Consider the following 18,858-nt stretch of genomic DNA (forward strand, 5'->3'; position numbering starts at 1 on the left):
TCCCTTCCGTGCCGGCAGCCGGGGGCGGCCCCGGGCCTGCCTGGGTGTGGTGGTGCGAGGTGCTCGTCGGTGTGTGGCCGGTGCCGGGTGCCGCTGCGGATGCTCAGCCGTCCGTCGCGGGTGGTTCGGTGGTTGGGATGGACAACTCGGCGGCCAGCGCCAGGGTTGCCGGGCTGGGGGCCTCACCGATCGCGGCGAGGGCCTCGCGCAGCTGCGTAAGGCGCCGACCGGCCGCGGGGAGGTCGCCGATGCCGGCCAGCGCCCGGATCGCGCGCCGGGCGAGTTCGTCGTGCTGCGGGTCGAGATCGGCGGCGGCCTGCAGCAGCTCAGCGGCGGCGGCAGGGTCAGCCGGACCGAGCAACTCGGCCGAGCCGACCCGGGCGCGGATGCCGTGCCGGCGGACGCGTTCGCGGTGCGGGTCGAGCCACTCGTAGTTGCAGCCATCGGCCAGCACCCCGGTGTGCGCGTGCACGGCGCTGAGCAGGTGCTGGATGCGTTCGTCCGGTCCCGCGGCGGCCGCCGCGGCGCGCAGCGCGTCGTCCAGGCGCCACAGGTCGATGTCGACGGCATCGGGGTTGAGGTGATACCTGCCGCCGGTGTTCACCACCGGTTCCACCGAAGCCCGGCCGGCCGGCGAGGCACCGCCGGTGCGGCCGGACCGGGCTCGGCCCGCCGCTTCGCGGACGTGCCGGCGGAGATTGGCCACCTCCGTGGACAGCCGTTCGCCGGCGCGTTTGACGGTGGCGAGGGGCCACATCGCCTCCATGATGTCGGCCAGATCCGCGCCGTCGCGGTGCACCGCCAGATACACCATCAGCTCCCGGGCGTGCAGCCGCAACCCGGTACCCACGCTGCCATCTGCGTGGTAGACGGCTGGTGCACCGAGCAGCCGCACCCGCACCGGCAGCACCGGTGAGGCAGGCAGCCCTGCTCGACCGTCCGCGGGCGCGGCCTGTGGCCTGGCGCCATCCGCGGGCTCAGGCGCGCCCTGGGCGGCAGCGGTCGAGCTCGGCGCCGGGCCAGGATCTGGCACATCAGTGTCGCCGGCCGGGCCGGCAGCCGGGTGGTGTGATGGGTTGTTCGCCGGGTCGGCCGGCGCGGCGGCGGCTTGCCCTGGGCGCTGCGGGTCCAGGGCGCCGACCGGCCCCCGGTCCGGGATGCCTGGCCGCGCATCGACGTGTGCACCGGTGGACGATGTCCGGGCTGGCGGCGTGGGCGCCGGTGCCACCTGGGGGTCGTCGATGCTGCTCAGCAGCTGCCCGGCCGTGGCCGGGTCGAGGGTGAGCAGGCGATACCCGGCCTCCGCAACCTGGCCATCCGGGCGGACGGTACACGGCTCGCCGTCCGGCCAGTCGCCGAGCGTCGCTGCCGTGATGCCCACCGCGGCGCCGAGCTGCAGCACCGCGTGCAGCCGAGCGTGCTGATCCGGCGCCGGCGCGCCGGCCAGCAACAGCACCGGCGGCAGTGCTGCCGGGCCATCGGTGGCGTCGTCCTCGACGCGCCGGCCACGCTCGATCAGCAGCGCCTCCAGATCGGCGATCGCCTCGAGCAGCGACGCCGTGACGTGCACGCCCACGACGGTGGCCACCCGGTCGGCGGCGTCAGGAAACAGCGCCACCAAGGTCTCAGCGGGGATGACCACGCGGCCCCGCTCCCCCATGTCCGGGCCGGACGCGGACACCGTGGTCACCAGCAGGCCTCGAGCGGCAGCATGCGCGCCAGGCCCGCGCAGCGCACGCCCGGCAGCACCCAGAACCGGCACCTCGACACGGCCCGCTCCGGCGACGCCTCCCGACGCAGGCACGCGGCGAGTGCCCCCGTCATCCTGCCGGTCGCCGCCGGACAACCCCGGCATGACGGCACTCGGTGCGTCAGCCACGGGACCGTGCAGGGCTGCCCGGCGAGGCACGGCCGGCGGCTGCGGTCGCCCGCCGGCACGCCGACGCGCCGAGCCGGTCGCTGACGCGGCGCGGGAACGGCGGCGCAGCCACACCGTGGCACCGGTCGCCGCCGCGGCGATGATCGGGATGCTGAACCAGCCGCCCGGCAGCCGACGATCGGTCCGGTCCGGCGCGGTCGCAGTCCGGGCCGGTGCCGGTCCGCTGGTGCCGGTCAGTGGCGCGGCAGCACTCGCCGTGGGCGACGCGGCAGGCGCCGCCGGCGTCGCCGTGGCCGGTGCTGAGGGCACGGCGGTCCGGCCGCTGCCGGAGCCGACGGCGGCGCCGGGACGATGCTCGGCGGTGCCCCTGGCATGCCGGCGAGGCCCGCGGTCGTCGGCGTCAGCGGGCAGGACCAGCCGCCACCCGGCTTCGATGTGATCCGGCCCGCGCCGGCCGGACGTGTCCAGGATCAGGCCCGTGTTGAGCCGCGCCACCTCCGGATACCGGTCGGCGTCACCCAGAAAGCGGCCGCTGATCTGGCCCAGCCAGTCACCACGACGCACCACGTACGTCACCGTCGGCACGCCCGAGCCGTCAGCGACCGGCCCCGGTGGCAGTCCCGCCGGACGGCCGGCCGGCGACGCGGCGACCGGCCCGGCACCCGGCAACGCCGGCTGATGCACCACGGCGGCAGCAAACCCGTCGGCGACCGTGGAGGTCACGGCCGGCGGGGTGGCCGCCGCTGCTGCCGAGCTCTGTTCGAGCACGGCCGCAACGCCCGCGATACCGCCAACCAGCCCCGACCAGCCGACCGGCAGCCGCGGACGAACCTGCCGATGCCGCACGGCCGCGACCACATCATGGACCAGCGCCGTCGCCAGCCACAACCAACCCAGCCAGCCGACCAGCAGCACCGCATACACCACGGTCACCACAGTCGGCGGCTCAGCCAGCACGGCACGCCAGTCCGCGGCCCGCCCCAGCAGCACCTGCAACCAGCACAGCACCACCGGCAGCCCGACCAGACCACCGACCCATCCGACGAGGCCACCGACCAGGCGCAACAGCACCCCGCAGCGGTAGCGCAGCACGAGCCACCCCCACCGATACCCCCGGCCGGGATTGCCCCCCGGCCAGCCGCCCGCAGTCCGCACCGCCTGCACACCACGGACCTCAGCGCGGATCACGACGACTCCCGCCCGACCGACACCCCGTCCACGACATGGGCACGTCGGTACCATGCGCCGCAGCAGTACCGGCCTGCGGCCGAACCCTCGCCCGCCCGTCAGCACAGCCGGCACAGCCGGCACACCCGGCCATCACGACCCGAACGCTGCCCGCTGCGCCGCGACGGCGTCGCCTCGGTCGAAGATCAACCGTCAAGCGCACTATTGCACGGACACCCATCAAGATGATCAACACTCCAAAGATCGACAACGATCACCGGGAACACGTCCGACCGTAAATCCGCGGACTCGGCGCATGCACCTGTGCAGCGTTCACCGCCATGCACACGGATTTCCTGCGATTAACACCCCAGCTCAGGCCGACGATCGCAGCAGAGCCGCCATCGCGTCGCGGGCCATGGAGACTCCACGAACGGCGGACAGTGACGCGTCGGCCATCGCGGGCAGGAACCCGCGACACCTCGCCCTCGCCCTCGCGAGTTACGGGCGAAGCTTCCGACCGCCAGGCGGGGACGCCGGGAACAACGCGGCCGTATCGAGTCCCAGAGAGACAAAGACTGCTGTGTACCGAACGGTATCGGCCGTGGCGTTGTCCGTAGCACCTGGCCCCTCGAGCCGACCTGCCTGAAGTCACGGGCCTGCAGACGCCGCACCGACAAACGTTGACCACCTTGATCACGTGCACGCACATGCTGCCGGTCGATCCTTGATCAGGTGAGCGCTCATGCCGCGTCAGCGCGCCGCTCGTGGTAGATCGTCGCGCATGGTGTCGTGTCGCAGAGGGGCGCGCGTTGCGGTCAAGCATGGCTGCTTGGCGCTGGCTCCCAGCCGCCTTGCCCGAGGTCGGGACGCCAGCGCTCCCCCCGGATTGACTCACGCCGATGGCACCCTACGTGCTGATCAGGTGGGCTGCGTGTCCCACCACCGGGGCAGGTCGATGTCCGGTTCATCCGGGTTGGTGAACTGGAAGGGCACACCGTAATGCCTGGCGACAGCCTGCCCCTGCTCGCTCGCTTGTTGCGCCTCTGGCCACGGCGGCACCTGGCCGTTGAACAGACGGAGATCGCTACCGTGTCGCAGCACCGTCAACGGCACGTCGTCGAAACGCTCATGGTGGCGGCCGGGTCGGCGTACGACGGCCACCAAGCGGACGTGCCAGCCCTGGGTGTCACCGTCCCACAGCGCTTCGATGGCGGCGATCGGCTCGGTGAGCGCGTCCGTTTTCTCGATGAGGTCCTGGATCGTGGGTGGCGGCGGATCGGGCTGGACAAGACCCTGCCGGTCCAGTTCGGCCTGCCGCTCCGCCAAGAGATCCTGCGCCTGATGCAGGGCCGGCCGCGGTCGCAGTCCGCCCTCCCCACGCAAGAGCACGACAGCCGCGATCAGCCGGCGCGCGCACAGTAACTCGTCAATCCGCTTCCGCAGATCCGAGTCGATCGCGTTCCACCAGCCGTCCTGCCCATGCATCCGGCCATTGTCACCGACCGAGCAACCGGCAATTCCCGAGGCTGGCACGCCCAATTCGACATCCGCACATGCCGCCAAGGGATCGCTTCGGACCAGACCGCGCCACGCGCCCGCCGACGCACGCTCACCACCACGCAAGGCCAAGGCCGCAGCCCATCCACCACGACCCCCTGGTCGAAACGACGCAGCCAACATCGGGTTCGAGCCCGTCCGGCATCTCCAATGCCGACGGGCTCGAACCGCTTGCTACTGTTCAGGCGGCGGCACGGGCCAGCATCCGTCGATGATCACGACCTAGGTATCGCCGCCAGCCGCTGCCGCGCCCCATGCTCTGGGGGATCCGCCCCGGAGCGGGACCTGCGCTTCATCTCCGGCAGCAGCCCTGGCCTGCAGATATGCCTCCGCCAGAGTGCACACTCGGGGGTGCGTTTCGGGCTGCGGAAGATGGATCGCACCTGCGCGCAACCAGGCGCCGTCTCCAATGATGGTCGGCATGTCCGCTCGTCGCCTGTCGCAGCAACGACGAGCGCCCCATGCACCTTCGCCCGAGCCCTCGCACAGTGCCGGATCCACGATCCGCATCATGTAACTCCAGAGACGTCTTCCCGGAATCCGTCCGGCGCACCGTGGGCTTCCGGGGTGCGGTCGCGGAGCAATGTGGTTGCAACGGAACGGTGAGACCGTCAACCGCCGATGGGCCTGATGTGAAGCTATGGCTGAGCGGGCTTGCTCTGTTCGTGGCGACTGCTGTTGTCGCGCCGGACACGGTGAGCGCGACGCCGCCGCCGGTGTTGGGTGTCATCGGTGAGTACAGCGCAGCTGATCTGCAGCGTATGCACGTGGAGGGCGGCGCGGGACTAGCCCTTGTGGAGTTGCGCTGGTCGCGCGCGGAGCCGGCACCTGGCCGGTTCGATCTGTCGTATCTCGACGGTGTCCGCCAGCGGATCGGGCAGCTACGGGCGGCCGGCTACGCAGTGGCGCTGAACCCCGGTGTCCAGAACGCCCCGCCGTGGGTCCTTGACCAGCCTGGCGCGCGATACGTGGACCAGTTCGGCCAGCCGTACATGGATTCTGACGAGCCGAACCTGGTGTTCGGGCTCGTACTGCGTCCTCTGGCCGTCCGGTATCTGCGGCAGGTGTTCGCCCGGATCGGGCGTGATTTCTCGATCGTGCGGGCCGGGGGCGGGCACTGGGGTGAGCTGACGTACCCGGCGCGGCTGGACCCGAAGACGGGGCGGCCGGAGTACCGGTACTACGCCTTCGACGTGAACGCGTTGCGCGCCGACCCGGTGCCGGCCTGGCGGCCGGGTCAGCCGAGCCCGCGCGGGGAGTCCACGAAGTTCCTGACCTGGTACCTCGACGCGCTCGCCGCTTATCAGAACTGGCAGATCGTCGCGCTGCGCGAGGCGGGGTATGCGGGCACTGTCGCGGTGCTCTACCCGTCGTTCGGCATGCGGGCTGGGGACTTCGAGCGGGCCGTCGCCACCAACCTGGCCGGCGTGTCGAACGCGGAACGCAATGGTGAGGTGCAGCGCGGGTACGACGCCGCCCGGCAGATCGCCGCGCTCACCGATCCGAACGTCGTGGTGTACGGTACGTGGGCGGAGAACCCCGATACGATCGTCTACCTGACGAGCCTGGCGCGGGCACGGCATCGTCGTGTTATGGCGGAGACGAGCCACTCCTGCTTGGCGGCGCAGCTCCCTGCCGTCATGCGGGCCGCGCGGGCGAACCGGCTCGCCGCGGTGTACGTCGTGCGGTTGCCTGCGGCTGCCGTCGTACAGGGTGCCCGCTACCTCCGCCCGGCCTCGTAGGAGCAGGCGGCGACAAGGCGATGGGCGGCGTCGGCCCAGGTGAACTTCGCGACCCGCGCGGTGCCGCCGGCGATCAGCGTGTCCCGAACCGCTTGGTCGGTGGTGACGAGCCTGATCGTGGCGGCCCAGGCGGTGCTGTCGCCCGGCGGCACGTAGGCGGCCGCGTCGCCGCCGATTTCACGCAGCGCCGGCACGTCGCTGGCTATCACCGGTGTCCCGGCCGCCATGGCCTCGAGCACAGGAAGTCCGAAGCCCTCGACGAGCGAGGGATATGCGAGTACCGCGGCCTCGGCGTAGACCGCCCCGAGCAGTTCCTCCGGTACGAACGGCAAACGGACGACACGATCTGCGAGCTGGTGCCGCTCGATCGCCGGGCCCGCCTCGTCGGGAAATCGGGTGTCGGGCGAGCCGACGAGTACCAGGCGCACGCCTGGAACCTGCGCGACCGCGTCGATGAGGACGCCGACGTTCTTGTGCGGGCGCTGCGCGCCGACGTGCAGGACGTAGCCGCGGGCGAGGCCGAGTTCTTCGCGGAGTCGTTGCGTGGCGCCGGATGCGGCGGTGAGATGCTGGTCCACGCCGTTCGGGATCACCTGGTGCGGCTCGAGCCGCCGGCCGTAGTGCCGGTGGATCTCGTCGGCGCTGGCCCGGCTGACGGTCAGTGCGGTCGTCGAACGCGTAATGAGCGCTGTCAGCGTCCGGTACGCGTAGTTCACCGCCCGTGACGGGGCGAACCGCGCGTCGGTTTCGAAGATGCAGTCGTGCACCATGGCCAGCGAGGGCACGCTGACGAGCGGCGACGCGCCCAGGTGGTAGGGGAAGAACATCACGTCGACTGGGTGGTGGCGCAGGATCTTCCGCCAGCGCCAGAACTGCCGCACGTCGACCGGCGCCAGGTCGACTCGGTGAAGGATGACGCTGGGCTGCGCCGCCAGCGTATCGACGTCGAACCGTCGGGATCGGGTGCGGCCCTCGAAGATCACCAGTTCGGTGCCGGGCATCGTCGCGATCTCGCGGCACAACGCATAGGTGACGCGGCCGATGCCGTGATAGCGGTCGTCGAGGACTCGGCCGTCGATGCCGATCCGGAGTGTCATCGCCGCCTCCGCGGGGCAAGATCGGGAAAGGCCCTCAGCAGGACAACCGCGCCGGCCAGGGCTGCGACACCGAGCCAGGCGGCCGGATGCCTGACGAGCACCAGCGCTGCGGCGATGCCGCCGAGCAGTCCGATGTCGTAAGCCACGTCGCGGGTGGTGGCCAGGTGGCGCAGTCCGGGCCGGATCGACGGCATCAGTAGCAGCAGGGCCACGGCCGGTACGCTCGCGATGGCCGCGCCCACGGCCACGCCCGACACGCCGCGCGCGGCGCCGGACACGGCAACGACGGCGACGAATGCCACGGCCAGGCCCGCGACGGTGATTGCCGTCGATCCGCGGGCGTCGCCGGCTTGCAGGAACGTGACCGCCAGGTTGAACAGACCGACCATCACGCCGAGGACGGCTGCCCAGCCGAGCCAGCGGCCCACCGCGGCGAAGGAGTCCGGCAGGAGCAGTTGCTGGACCGGTGTCGGCAGCGTCACTAGGGCTATCGCCATGAGCGCCGACACGAGCAGGTAGGAACGCAGTGCGGCGGCCTTGCGCGTTGCTGATCCGTCGGCGCTGAGCTGTGCGAACGCCGCGGTGGACACGGCGTTCGAGGCGAACAGCGGCACCCTGCCGAGCGCGGACGCCGCCTGGTACGGGCCTGCGGCCGTGCCGGACCCTAGTACGGCAGCCATGATCACGTCCGTGGCCGATAGCACGGCGACGGATGCCTGTAACCGGGTCTGGCGCAGGGCGGCGCGCAGCAGCTCCGCCTCGGCGCCGCCCCAGGCTGGCCGTCGAACCATATGCCGCAGACCCAGCACCGGCAGCAGGAGCACCAGGCTGCCCACCGCGAAGCCGGCCAGCGCACCGGCGGACTGCCACCCAGCGGCGAACACGAAGACGGCACCGGCGAGGGCCTTGACGACCGCTTCCACGGTGAGCAGGCGGGCGATCGCACCGATCCGGCCGATGCCTTGGAGGTAGCCGACGCCCGTCGATCCGAACGACAGGATCACCGAAGCGGCGGTAAGGACCAGGGCGTCGGCCGCGGATCCGAACGTCAGGACACCGATCGCGACTACGGCGGTCAGTACGGCGCCGAGTGCCAGGTTCGACCAGAAGGCGAACGAGACCACGACAACCCGCCGGCGGTCGTCCTCCCCCGCGATGCTCACCTCTCGGGCGAGCACCCAGGAGATCGCGGCGCTGGAGATCGTGGCGCGCACCATGAGCAGCGCCTGGCCGGCGGCGAAGATCGCGTACTGCGCCGGACTGAGCCCGTGCGTCATGGCCAGCGCATAACCGTAGTTGGCCACACCGGCGGCGGTGGTCGCGATGAGCAGCCAACCGGCGCCGCCGCGACGACGAACTGGCCGGGCCTGCAGCTCGGTGGTCATGTCGCGCTGCGCCGCACGGCCCAGCCGATGCCCGAGATGGCGAGCGCTATCAGCGTCAGTGCGCCGATGAGCATCGCGACGAACCGCGCCGATGAGGCGTTCGCAGCGACTGGTGTGGCGGCGTTGCTGCACGGGTTCGTCAAGGCGGGCTGCTCTCCGGGCACCGACCAGAGCTCGATCGTCTCGTAGCGCCGGCTTTCCAGCCGGTACAACGGGGTGCCGTTGTCCCGGACCCAGCTGTCCAGTTCCGGAGAGCTGTTGCCGTAGCGGAGCCGACTGTCCTTCGTCGACAGCAGGAATAGGTGTACGCCGGATTGTTGGGCCAGCGACCCGTCGGTGTAGGCAGTGACGTGGTTTCGCGTCAACGCCGGCGACCAGCGTGGGGCGTTCCCGGTGGCGTTGACCGCCTGGCATGGAAACCGCGAAGTGATCATCGCGCTCATCCGCGTCGTCGCGTCGTCGCGCACGCTGGCAACGTTGACCGCCCACCCGGTGATCCCAGCAACGGCGGCCACGACGCATACCGCGGCGGCGATCCTCTTGCGCTCCTCACCCCAGGCAAAGAGTGTCAGGAGTACGGCCGGTATCGCGGAGTAGATGCTCAGCTGCTCGTTGGCCTGTCCCAGGAGCACGCAGTAGCCGAGGAATCCGTAGCTGAGCAGGCCGAAGCTCACCAGCCAGGCCGCTTCCCCGTCCAGCCGCCGGCCGCGCAACGCACCGTAACGCAAGATCAGGTGCAGCAGCCCGGCGGCGCCGATCAGGAAGATCAGATAGCCGGCGGCGTACTCGACGAAGGTGTCCGCGAAGACGGCTGATGAGGAGACACCGCTGCGGTTCAAGCCACTGACTTGCAGAAATCCGAACAGCCGCGCAGCGCTGACGTCATGCTCCGACTTCCACCAGGCTCCGGCGCCCTCGCTGACGGCCCACAGTGGGAACACGCTCCAGATCAGCAGTGCCACCACCACCGCGGCCACCGCGCGCCGCACGAGTGCCCAATCCCGCGACAGTACCGCCGCCAGCACGGGAACCACGACGGTGAACAGCAGCGGCTCCTTGACCAGCAGCGCCAGCCCGGACACGCCGCCGACCGCCCCGACATAGATCAGCACCGAACTGCGCCGCAGGCGGATCGCCAGATAGACCACGGCGACCTCGGCCAGCACGGCGGTCGGCTCGATCAGTGCGGTACGGCCGAACGCGAGCACGAATGCGTCGAAGCCGGTAAGCAGCATGGCGGCACCGATGAGCCACGGGCTTGCGGTGAAATGGCGGGCCAGGAGCCCGACGAGCGCTACCGACAGCAGGGTCGCCAAGACACCGAAGATCCGGGCGTCGAACAGTGCCGGTACGACCGCGGCGTGCGAGGCCCCGGTCACCAGACTCCACAGCCCGAGCAGCAGGAAGTGCAGCGGCGGGTGGACCGCGGTCGGCTGCTGCCCCCACGAGATCGATCCGTCGGCCGCGACGTGCTGCCCGGCGATGGTGTACATGACCTCGTCCAAGTCGTAGTCGCGGGCGGTCCGCAGGTTCGTGAAGTACGCCGCCGCGACCGCCGAGATCACGCCGACATAGATCCATGGAGCGGACCGCCGCCGGGCGACCACCGCCGAACGTCGGGCAGGATCATGAAGGGTGGTGTGCACCGGTGTCTGCCTTCTGATGGGTGAGAGCCGGCTCGATGCCGGTCATGATGAGCCGGGCCACGACGTCGTGACCGCGGTCGTTGAGGTGCGCGTGGTCGAGCAGGAAGTGGCTCCAGTACTCGACCGCATCGCGGGTCGGCACGAAGATCACGTCCTCCCGGTCCCGCGCGATCAGCTGCAGAAGCGTGTCGTTGCGGCTCAGCACCGGGTTCGACCGTGGAAACATGTAGTCGTCGATGCTCCACAGGCCGACCAGGACCTTCGGCACCGGCCCGAGCCGGTCTAGCAGCTCGCGCAGGCAGCGGTCGAACTCCTCGGACGAGAGGCGGTGGAACCCGCCCGTCAGCCCGACGATGATCCGCTTGAGCCTGATCTTGGCCGCCGACACAATCCGCTGCCGCAGCGCCCGGTACCTGCGGCTCGAGAAGTACGGGCGCGGTTCCATACCGGCCGGTCCTCGCCAGCTACGGGGGGCGAACCGGTCCAGGACCGCCTGCAGCCAGCGGCTGGGATGGACGTGCGCCTCGGCCGCCCCGAAGGACAGGATGACGAGGTCCGGACGGAACCGGCGTATCTGTTCCACCATCGCCGGCTCGACGTCGGCGATGGTCTGCGCCGAGCGCGACAGCTGGAGCACCTCGACGTCGACGCCGATCAGCTCCCCGACCCGGACCGCGTACGACCGGCCACGCACACCGAGACCGAGCGAGCTGCTTCCGCCCAGAATGACCAGCCTGCGGATCATGACACTCGCCGCATTCCGGTCACGGCGGCATACTGCTGGAAGTACGCCTGCAGGTCGTAGGCGCGTGGACCGCCGGTGCGTTTCCAGCCGACAAGGTCCGTCGGGCGCGCCACCCGCGCGGTGATGGACGACGTGTCGAGCCCGCACCGGTGCAGCAGGGCAGCGGCGTCGCACTCGTCGAAGCCCGCGAGCAGGAGCCTGACCGAGGCCGGCGCGCTACCAGGCTCCTCCCAGTCGATCTGGTCCACGCTGCGCAACCCACGGTAGTCGATCAAGATTGCCTGCTCGATTGGCATCTCGACCACCGTTGCCAGATCGCAGACCGCCCGGCGGTCGGCCTTCATACGCCGACAGTCCTCATGCATCAGCAGGCTCGCCATCCGGTCGGCAGTGGCGTTCCACGCGAAGCGTGCCGACCAGGCTCGGCACCGCTGTGCCCAGTCCCGCGCCGCCGCCGGGTCGTCCAACTCGATCAACGCGTCGGTCAGCCGCGCAGCAAGCAGCCCCGGGTCCGGCACCACCCAGCCCGAGACACGGTTGCGCACCGAGTCCCGCAGGCCCGGTGCCGCAAGCACCACGGCTGGGATGCCCAGGCTCATCGCCTCGGTCACCGCCAGCCCCCAGCCCTCAACCTCTGAGGTGCACACCGTAAGCCAGCTCGTCGCCAGCAGGCGGTCCCGGTCCTCCGCCGGAAGCCGGCCGTGCAGCCACACCCGGTCCCGCAGGCCGATCTCGTCGACTAGGGCCTCGAGCCGCGCACGGCAGGGGCCGTCACCGACGAGATGGAGTTCGACGTGGGGAAGAATCTCCGCCACCCGCGGCATCGCCCGGACGAGCAGCTCCCATCGCTTGTGCGGCACCAGCCGACCGACAACGACAATGCGTGGATTCACGCTGCGGTCCACTCCGGCAACCTCGATCGGCTCCTGCCCGTTCGTCGCGACGTACAGCGGACCGGCGAGGCCGAGCACGCGACGCACCTCGGATCGCGACGACGGCGAGACCACCGCGACCGTCCGCCGGCCGTAAACCTTCCGGTTGCCGACCCGCTCGACCCATCTGGCTACGGAGGCAACCGGGCGGGGAAGATGTTGCGCAAACATGGTCTGATGCACGTGGTGGATGAGAACCACGACCGGTACCTGCCGGCCGACCGCCAACGGCGAGAAAAACGGCACGCCATTGCACGTGTCGACGATCGCATTGATCTGACGGCGGTGGACCAACACCCAGAGCAGCGCCAACAGGTAGACCGTGTAGGAGCTGCCCATGCGCCGCACGGTCACGCCATCGACCGTCTCGGTCCGCTTCATGCCGCGAGGCCGTGCCGTGACGACCGTGACGCGCTGCCCCTCGCGCACGAGGCGCCGGGCCACCGCATGCATGAAGACCTCGGCCCCACCCGCCAGCGGGTGCGCGGAGTCCCGGAAGTTCAGCCACACCACGTGTTCGCCGGCGTGTGACCGATAGCGGCGCTGGGTCGTCATGCGCACATCCCGCGCACCGAGCGCTCGGGAGCGACCGTGCCGTACGCCGCCATCCGCAATCCGGCATAACCCGCGGTGTCCCGTGGCTTCGGGACGAAGTCGGGGCCGCCCGGCATCTCGTCCCCGACGATCATGGCGGCGATGCCGCTATCCATCGCCGTGAAGTGCCGCCCGCCCGACCTAACCGAGACGACATGTATTCCATCGGCGAGCAGACGCACCGCATGCGCGAGCAGCAGCGGGCCGCGACCGCCGAACGAACACGGGTCGCCGAGTCCAACCCAGGCAGCAGACGTCGTGGCGACCCCACGCAACGCACCGGCCGCCCAGCCAGGCCGGGAACTGCCCACCACCCGCACCGGAACGGGCGAGCACTCAGCGAACGCGTCAACAACCTCCACTGTCCGGTCGCTCGAGCCACCATCGATGACGGCGATCGCCCCTGGCGTGGACAAGCGCACCAACCCCTCGGCCGCCGCCGTCAACACCGCCTGCACGCCGGTCTCCTGATTGACCAGCGGCAGAATCAGCTCGACGCCGCTATTTCGCGCCGGCGCCGGGAAGTCCCACAAGTAACCCTCAACGGCCGATTTTCTGTCGAGAATCTGTCGCATCCTGTGCACTCCACCCGTGGCGCTTTCGAACCGGACCTACCGCTACCCGGGTTCGAAACTACGGGGGCAGAGCTCACGACGGGAACGCCTGGAACGCTCGACGACGCTCGCATCCAGCCAGTTCCACAGCCCTAAACGACCGACTGCCGAAGTGGTCACCCGAAGGCCCCACACAGGTACCAGCTATTCGACGGCACGGGGTCCTACTCGGTCGAGCACATTCCGGGTATCAATTGCGAACAACCCTCATAACTACGACGTTCGCTGATGGAGCGAAAGCCGTCACCCCCCGCTTCGGACACCGGCCCAATCCGCCAGATAACTCCGATCCGTGCCAACCAATTCAGCCCGACCGGTTTCCTTCATCAACGGCTTCCTCGCCCAGACCGGCCTGACCCTTGGCCCGCAGCCGCCGTAACCAGCCACACGCCTGTTTCAGCTACCCCGCCGCGAAGCCGGGCGCAAACCGGGCCGAGGGACCCCCGCGCTCGGCCCACCACCGTACACGGCGTACCTCCACACCCGGTATGTCGGTCAGCATCTGCTCTGGATCGACCACGCTGGCCAACGCCTGCGCCAAATCCCCGCGCAGCTCGGCCGCAGCGTCCTCAACCGTGTCCTGCTCACGCGACCAGTCGATGCCCGCATCCCGCAGCCGCCGCACAGCCAGTTCCGCGACCGCGACCGGATCATCGACCACGACCTCAACGCGACAGTACACCTGCATCACGACCGGCTCGCCTACCGTCACGACGGGCAGCATGACACGAAGGCGCAACCTCGGACCAACTCAAATCTCAGCAGTTCAACCTCTGTAGCGGTGCTCGAAATGGGTGAGCACGAGCGCTGCTTTCGCGAGGTCGCCGATTCTGGACAGGCTGGCGGTGACGTGTTGCAGGGCGAGCCAGCGTTGTGCGAGCAGGGCGAGGCCGCGTTCGCCGAGGCAGCGCAGGGACCGCAGCAGCATGTTGTGGTCGACCAGAGTCGGCAGCCCCCGCGCCGCCGCAGCGTAAACGGGCACCGAGGGCGTGCTCGCGAGCCACCGTCAGATCCTGCGGCGAGCCGGGCTCGACCTCGGACACCCAGATCGGCAACCCGTCCGGGCGCATCACCGCCTGGACGTTGCCGCCAAAGTCGTGGGTCTTGCCGGCATACCAGGCGTCGATGACGACGACGTGAGGTGCTGCCTTCCCGATGTTTCAGCGACCTGACAGAATCACGCGGATGCGGCGCCCGTCGGCGATTACATTAGTAACGGTCTCGGTCAGCCTGTCGCTGGTGAGCAACCTCGCCACCAACACGATCCAGATCCATGGAGCCGTGAGAACGACCGCTGTCTGGATTGCGTTGGCCGCCCTCGTCGGCGCGTCGATGCGGAGCGAACTCGCCGCCCGTGGCCGGTCATCGGATGACGCTTTGCGTCGTCTCATGAAGGAGCAGGCCGTGGCGGCCACGCACTCGTACACGTTTGCAAACGATCTACCGGTTCTGAGGGACTTGTACGTGGCGCCGACGCTTTCCGTGCCACCCAGGGCAGGCGATGCCGGAAGCCGCATCGGAGTTCTGTGTACTTTGGCGGCGGACCGACATGTCGTCCTCGTTGGCGACCCCGGAAGTGGCAAGTCCACAGTGGTCAACGCCCTCACGAGCGAATCCACCAACGCCGTGCTGAAGAACGACCGAGATTGGTTCATCAAGGCGAAGGTGGCGCCGTTCGCCCCGATCGCCCTACCGGCAACCGAACTGGTTGGCAGGACCATCGAGTCGGCTCTTGTAAATGCCTGTGCACAGCAGTTCCAGACGGACGCCAGAAACCTGTTCGGCGACCCGCCGCCGGGCTACACCGCGTGGCTGGTGCTCTTGGACGGCCTCGACGAGATCGTCAATCCGGGGGACCGGTCACGGGTTCTCGAACGACTGAACAACCTACTCTCCACACCCTACGGGCCATATCGACTCCTGATCACCACGCGCGCCTTACCTGCCGGGGAGATGGCGAAGCTACGCGTGCCCGGCGTTGCCAGATACGAGGTGCCACCGTTCAAAGATTCACAAGTAGAGGAGTACGCGACCAAGTGGTTCCGCGCAAGTAACACCAACTCCCCCGAAGCCGCACAGGAGAAGTGTCGCAGATTCTTGATAAAAGCGACTGAGGGTGCACTCCCGCGGATGATGCGCTCTCCCCTCCTGCTCTCGATCGCGGCAGCGGTCTTCGAGAAGGAAGACGAATCTCGCTTGCCCACCAGCCGTTTCCTACTCTACGAGAAGTACTTGGCCCACTTGCTCGGTGGCCGCGGCCAACGGACCGTGACGCTTGAGCCGCTCCTGAGGGCACTGAGGTCACACGGAGAACGCGGTGCCGAGCTGGCGGCCTGGTTCGAGCAAAAGATCGACGAGAGATTTCCAATTCTCCTGAATCATCTCGGCGACACTCGCATGAAGGATCCTCATGCGGATCTTCTCGCGGAGGCCCGGCAATGGCTGAGGGCCGATGCACCTCATGATCTTCTTGATGTCGTCGCACTAGCGGGAGTTTCCCCCTTTTCATGATCGACAGGCCGTGAATCGGGGGTTGGGCTGGACTGTCGTACCAAGATCTTGTATTACCCATATATGCCGTCGATCGTGGGGAAGCGCCGTGGGAACCAGACCTACTATTACCTGGTCGAGTCCGCCCGCGTGGATGGCAAGCCTCGGATCGTCTCGCAGCAGTACCTGGGTAGCGCCGAGGAGGTGATGGCCAGACTGGCTGGCGGTCCGGGCGGTCAGCCGGTGCGCAGCCAGCATAAGCGGTTCGGTGATGTGGCCGCGGTGTGGTCCATCCTGGAGGCCCTGGACGCGGTCGGGCTTGTGGATGATGTCGTGCCCCGCCATGTTCACGCGGGCGCGTCGGTGGGCACCTACCTGGCCCTGGCCACCCTCAACCGGGTGGTCGACCCGTGTTCGAAGCGGGCCTTCGTCGAGTGGTGGGCCACCACCTCGGGACCACGGTGGGTGAAGCTGGATGCTCAGGCGCTGGACCACCGCCGGTTCTGGGACGCGATGGACCTGCTCGGCGCGGATGACCTGCGGGCCATCGAGACGTCGATCTACGGCGGCATGATCGACCGGTACGGGCTCGACCTGGCCAGTGTCGCCCTGGACATGACCAACTTCGCCACCTACATCGATTCGACGAATGACCGGGCGCCGATCGCGCAGCGGGGCAAGGCCAAACAGAAACGCACCGATTTGCGGCTGGTCGGCCTGGCCCTCGTCGTCACCCGCGACGGCGGCATCCCGATCGTCTCGCACACCTACCCCGGCGACCGGCCCGACGTCACCCAGTTCTCCACGGTGCTGGACGAGTTGGTCGCCCGCTACCGGCTGCTGGTCCAGGGTGTGGAGTCGCTGACCGTGGTCTACGACGCCGGGCAGAACTCCCACCACAACCATGAGCAGGTCGAGGCCGCCGGGATCGGGTTCGTCGGGTCGCTGCCGCCCAGTGACCACCCCGACCTCCTCGACATCCCGCGTAGCCGTTACGCGGCCGTCGATGCCGACCGGTTCGCCGACCTGACCGCGGTCGACACCACGGTCACGGCGCTCGGCGTGACCCGCCGCGCCGTGCTCACCCACTCACCGACGCTGCACGCCGGTCAGTCCCGCGGCCTGGACCAGACCCTGGCCAAGGCCCGCGCGAAGCTGGCCGGGCTGCAGGCCCGGCTGCACCGCGGCAACACCCGCCGCCCCCGCGGCAAGGTCGAGGCCGACATCGCCGCGATTCTCAAGCCCCGCTGGGTCGACCAGATCATCAACGTCACCCCCACCGGCGAGGAGCCGGCCACCTTTCGGCTGTCCTGGCGCACCAACACCCGCGCCCGCGCCAAGCTGGAAGACCGCCTGTTCGGCAAGCGCATCCTGTTCACCAACCGCGACACTTGGCCGGTCGCCGACGTGGTCGCCGCCTACCGCTCCCAGTCCGACGCCGAGTTCGGGTTCCGGCAGTTGAAGGACCCGCAGGTCGTGTCGTTCAGCCCTATGCACCACTGGACCGACCAGAAGATCCGCGTCCACGTGTTCACCTGCGTACTCGCCCTGGCCGTGGCCCACCTCATGCGCCGCACCGCCGCCAAGACCGGCCTCCACCTATCTGTCCGCGAACTGCTGGAACACCTCGAAGGCATCGGCGAGACCGTACTGCTGCACCACGACGGCGGCAAAGGCCGACCCCGCGCCCAGCGCCTGCTCACCGACATGAGCGACACCCAACGTCGCCTGTTCGACCTGTTCGAACTCCAGCGCTACGCCCCAAACCGCTGACCAGCACCGCCACCCGGCTTGGGTAATACACCAGGGTCCTCACCAAATACACTTCTACCAGCACAAACACAAGAGTCGATCATGAAAAGGGGGAAACTCCCGCTAGACGGAGAACGGCTGCTGCGCTCGCTGCGTCAACGCGGCACGCTGCGCCGCGCTCAGCACGGCCAGCCGAGTACCCAACGCCGGCATCGGCACCCGCTCACCGGCAGCGGTCGCCGTCGCCAGAAACCCGGACAGGCCCAGCGTGCGCCACCGGTCCCGCCCATCGCGCACGCTGACCCGGGCGCCTTCCAGCTGCATCACCTCGACGACCTCACCGTCGAACGCGAACCGGGCGCCAACCTGCAACAACACCGACTGGCCAGTCATCCGGCCACATCCGGTGATCGGCTCGGCCGGACCGCGCTCAGCCCACCCAACGGGACCGTCAGATCGGTGACCAACACGCCGCGCCACACCAGATGCAGCACCACCGGCCGCACCATCGCCGCATCCCGGCCAGCCAGGGAACGTTCGACGTCTACGATCGTCGAGCCAGCACCGACCGCGGCACACACTTGCGGGACCAGGCTCTGATCCACCACCGTGTCCCGGCGATAGCCCGCAAGGAAGCCGACATTGGCCAGTACCTGCCGCGGCGCCCCGTACCACTCCTCGAAGCCCCAACCCCGCAGGCCCACCACGTCCCGAGTCCACGCCATCAACGCCTGCACCTGCGGATCATCCCGCTTATGCGGGGCCTTGACGTCAACCACAGTGACCCCGCCGATCCGGTCAACCAGCAACAGATCCGGCACGTGCCGGCGGGTACGGGCGCCATCGAAACCATTCAGCTGCAACGGTTGCGCGGCGATCGCGACCACCATCGGATCGAAGTCCGCGAGCATGATCAGCGCCAGTTTGAGGCGACTCTCGTAGACCACCATGCGCCGCATCTTCGAGGACCAATGCCAGCCCGAATAGTGCCGACGTCCTTTGTACCAACGGAACTCACGCACCGGAACGCCGCCGGCTACCTCGTCCACGACCACCCGATCGAGCGTCGACTCCACCTCTGCGCCGGTACCCGACCGGTACCGCACCGCGATATGCTCAGCGTCAAGCGAACGGGTCGCAGCCATAGCGCGATCCTGACAGCCAAGCCATCGACAGGTATCACGACACGCCGGAGTAGCTTCTCATCGATATGTCCCCTGGGACAGAACGTGGACATCTCTTTTGAGAATGGGCC

15 protein-coding genes are annotated in these 18,858 nt (G+C 69.1%); 3 read left to right on the forward strand and 12 right to left on the reverse strand.

Features of this window, described 5'->3' with window-relative positions; all coding sequences use genetic code 11:
* Positions 1 to 103 precede the first annotated feature (103 nt).
* Positions 104 to 3,067: a hypothetical protein gene (locus tag ACQPXD_RS48685; protein WP_432830725.1), complete on the reverse strand. Its 2,964-nt coding sequence runs from the start codon at positions 3,065 to 3,067 to the stop codon at positions 104 to 106.
* Positions 3,068 to 3,967: 900 nt separating this feature from the next.
* Positions 3,968 to 4,534, reverse strand: coding sequence for a hypothetical protein (locus ACQPXD_RS48690; protein ID WP_432830727.1), 567 nt, complete (start codon positions 4,532 to 4,534; stop codon positions 3,968 to 3,970).
* Positions 4,535 to 5,271: 737 nt separating this feature from the next.
* On the opposite strand from ACQPXD_RS48690, the gene ACQPXD_RS48695 reads away from it, so the two are divergent.
* Entirely contained in the window at positions 5,272 to 6,348 is a 1,077-nt protein-coding gene (locus tag ACQPXD_RS48695) for a beta-galactosidase (protein ID WP_432830729.1), read from the forward strand.
* Here the strand turns inward: ACQPXD_RS48695 and ACQPXD_RS48700 are convergent.
* The 8 genes from ACQPXD_RS48700 to ACQPXD_RS48735 form a co-directional block, all read right to left on the reverse strand.
* On the reverse strand, positions 6,327 to 7,445 hold the full coding sequence (locus tag ACQPXD_RS48700; protein WP_432830731.1) for a glycosyltransferase family 4 protein: 1,119 nt from the start codon (positions 7,443 to 7,445) through the stop codon (positions 6,327 to 6,329). The genes ACQPXD_RS48695 and ACQPXD_RS48700 overlap by 22 nt on opposite strands.
* Complete coding sequence (locus tag ACQPXD_RS48705) at positions 7,442 to 8,830, reverse strand: hypothetical protein (protein ID WP_432830733.1); 1,389 nt, start codon at positions 8,828 to 8,830, stop codon at positions 7,442 to 7,444. Before ACQPXD_RS48705 ends, ACQPXD_RS48700 begins: the two co-directional genes overlap by 4 nt.
* The gene (locus ACQPXD_RS48710; protein ID WP_432830735.1) at positions 8,827 to 10,395 is read right to left on the reverse strand and encodes an ArnT family glycosyltransferase; all 1,569 of its coding nucleotides are present in this window, start codon (positions 10,393 to 10,395) and stop codon (positions 8,827 to 8,829) included. Before ACQPXD_RS48710 ends, ACQPXD_RS48705 begins: the two co-directional genes overlap by 4 nt.
* 61 nt (positions 10,396 to 10,456) lie before the next feature.
* Positions 10,457 to 11,221: a hypothetical protein gene (locus tag ACQPXD_RS48715; protein WP_432830737.1), complete on the reverse strand. Its 765-nt coding sequence runs from the start codon at positions 11,219 to 11,221 to the stop codon at positions 10,457 to 10,459.
* Positions 11,218 to 12,708, reverse strand: coding sequence for a glycosyltransferase family 4 protein (locus tag ACQPXD_RS48720; protein ID WP_432830739.1), 1,491 nt, complete (start codon positions 12,706 to 12,708; stop codon positions 11,218 to 11,220). The genes ACQPXD_RS48715 and ACQPXD_RS48720 overlap by 4 nt, the downstream gene beginning before the upstream one ends.
* Positions 12,705 to 13,322: a glycosyltransferase gene (locus ACQPXD_RS48725; RefSeq protein WP_432830741.1), complete on the reverse strand. Its 618-nt coding sequence runs from the start codon at positions 13,320 to 13,322 to the stop codon at positions 12,705 to 12,707. Before ACQPXD_RS48725 ends, ACQPXD_RS48720 begins: the two co-directional genes overlap by 4 nt.
* A 439-nt stretch (positions 13,323 to 13,761) precedes the next feature.
* The gene (locus ACQPXD_RS48730; RefSeq protein ID WP_432830743.1) at positions 13,762 to 14,085 is read right to left on the reverse strand and encodes a hypothetical protein; all 324 of its coding nucleotides are present in this window, start codon (positions 14,083 to 14,085) and stop codon (positions 13,762 to 13,764) included.
* 34 nt (positions 14,086 to 14,119) lie between these two features.
* Positions 14,120 to 14,431, reverse strand: coding sequence for a hypothetical protein (locus ACQPXD_RS48735; protein ID WP_432844230.1), 312 nt, complete (start codon positions 14,429 to 14,431; stop codon positions 14,120 to 14,122).
* 169 nt (positions 14,432 to 14,600) lie between these two features.
* Here ACQPXD_RS48735 and ACQPXD_RS48740 point away from each other — a divergent pair, with 169 nt between their 5' ends.
* The gene (locus tag ACQPXD_RS48740; protein WP_432830745.1) at positions 14,601 to 15,872 is read left to right on the forward strand and encodes an NACHT domain-containing protein; all 1,272 of its coding nucleotides are present in this window, start codon (positions 14,601 to 14,603) and stop codon (positions 15,870 to 15,872) included.
* Positions 15,873 to 15,947: 75 nt separating this feature from the next.
* Positions 15,948 to 17,624: an IS1634 family transposase gene (locus ACQPXD_RS48745; RefSeq protein WP_432830747.1), complete on the forward strand. Its 1,677-nt coding sequence runs from the start codon at positions 15,948 to 15,950 to the stop codon at positions 17,622 to 17,624.
* A 102-nt stretch (positions 17,625 to 17,726) separates the two neighbouring features.
* Here ACQPXD_RS48745 and ACQPXD_RS48750 read toward each other — a convergent pair whose 3' ends face one another.
* Entirely contained in the window at positions 17,727 to 17,996 is a 270-nt protein-coding gene (locus tag ACQPXD_RS48750) for a hypothetical protein (protein ID WP_432830749.1), read from the reverse strand.
* The gene (locus tag ACQPXD_RS48755; RefSeq protein WP_432830750.1) at positions 17,993 to 18,748 is read right to left on the reverse strand and encodes a TnsA-like heteromeric transposase endonuclease subunit; all 756 of its coding nucleotides are present in this window, start codon (positions 18,746 to 18,748) and stop codon (positions 17,993 to 17,995) included. The genes ACQPXD_RS48750 and ACQPXD_RS48755 overlap by 4 nt, the downstream gene beginning before the upstream one ends.
* Positions 18,749 to 18,858 lie beyond the last annotated feature (110 nt).

It is taken from the genome of Dactylosporangium sp. CA-092794, from assembly GCF_050948465.1.
Taxonomy (GTDB): domain Bacteria; phylum Actinomycetota; class Actinomycetes; order Mycobacteriales; family Micromonosporaceae; genus Dactylosporangium.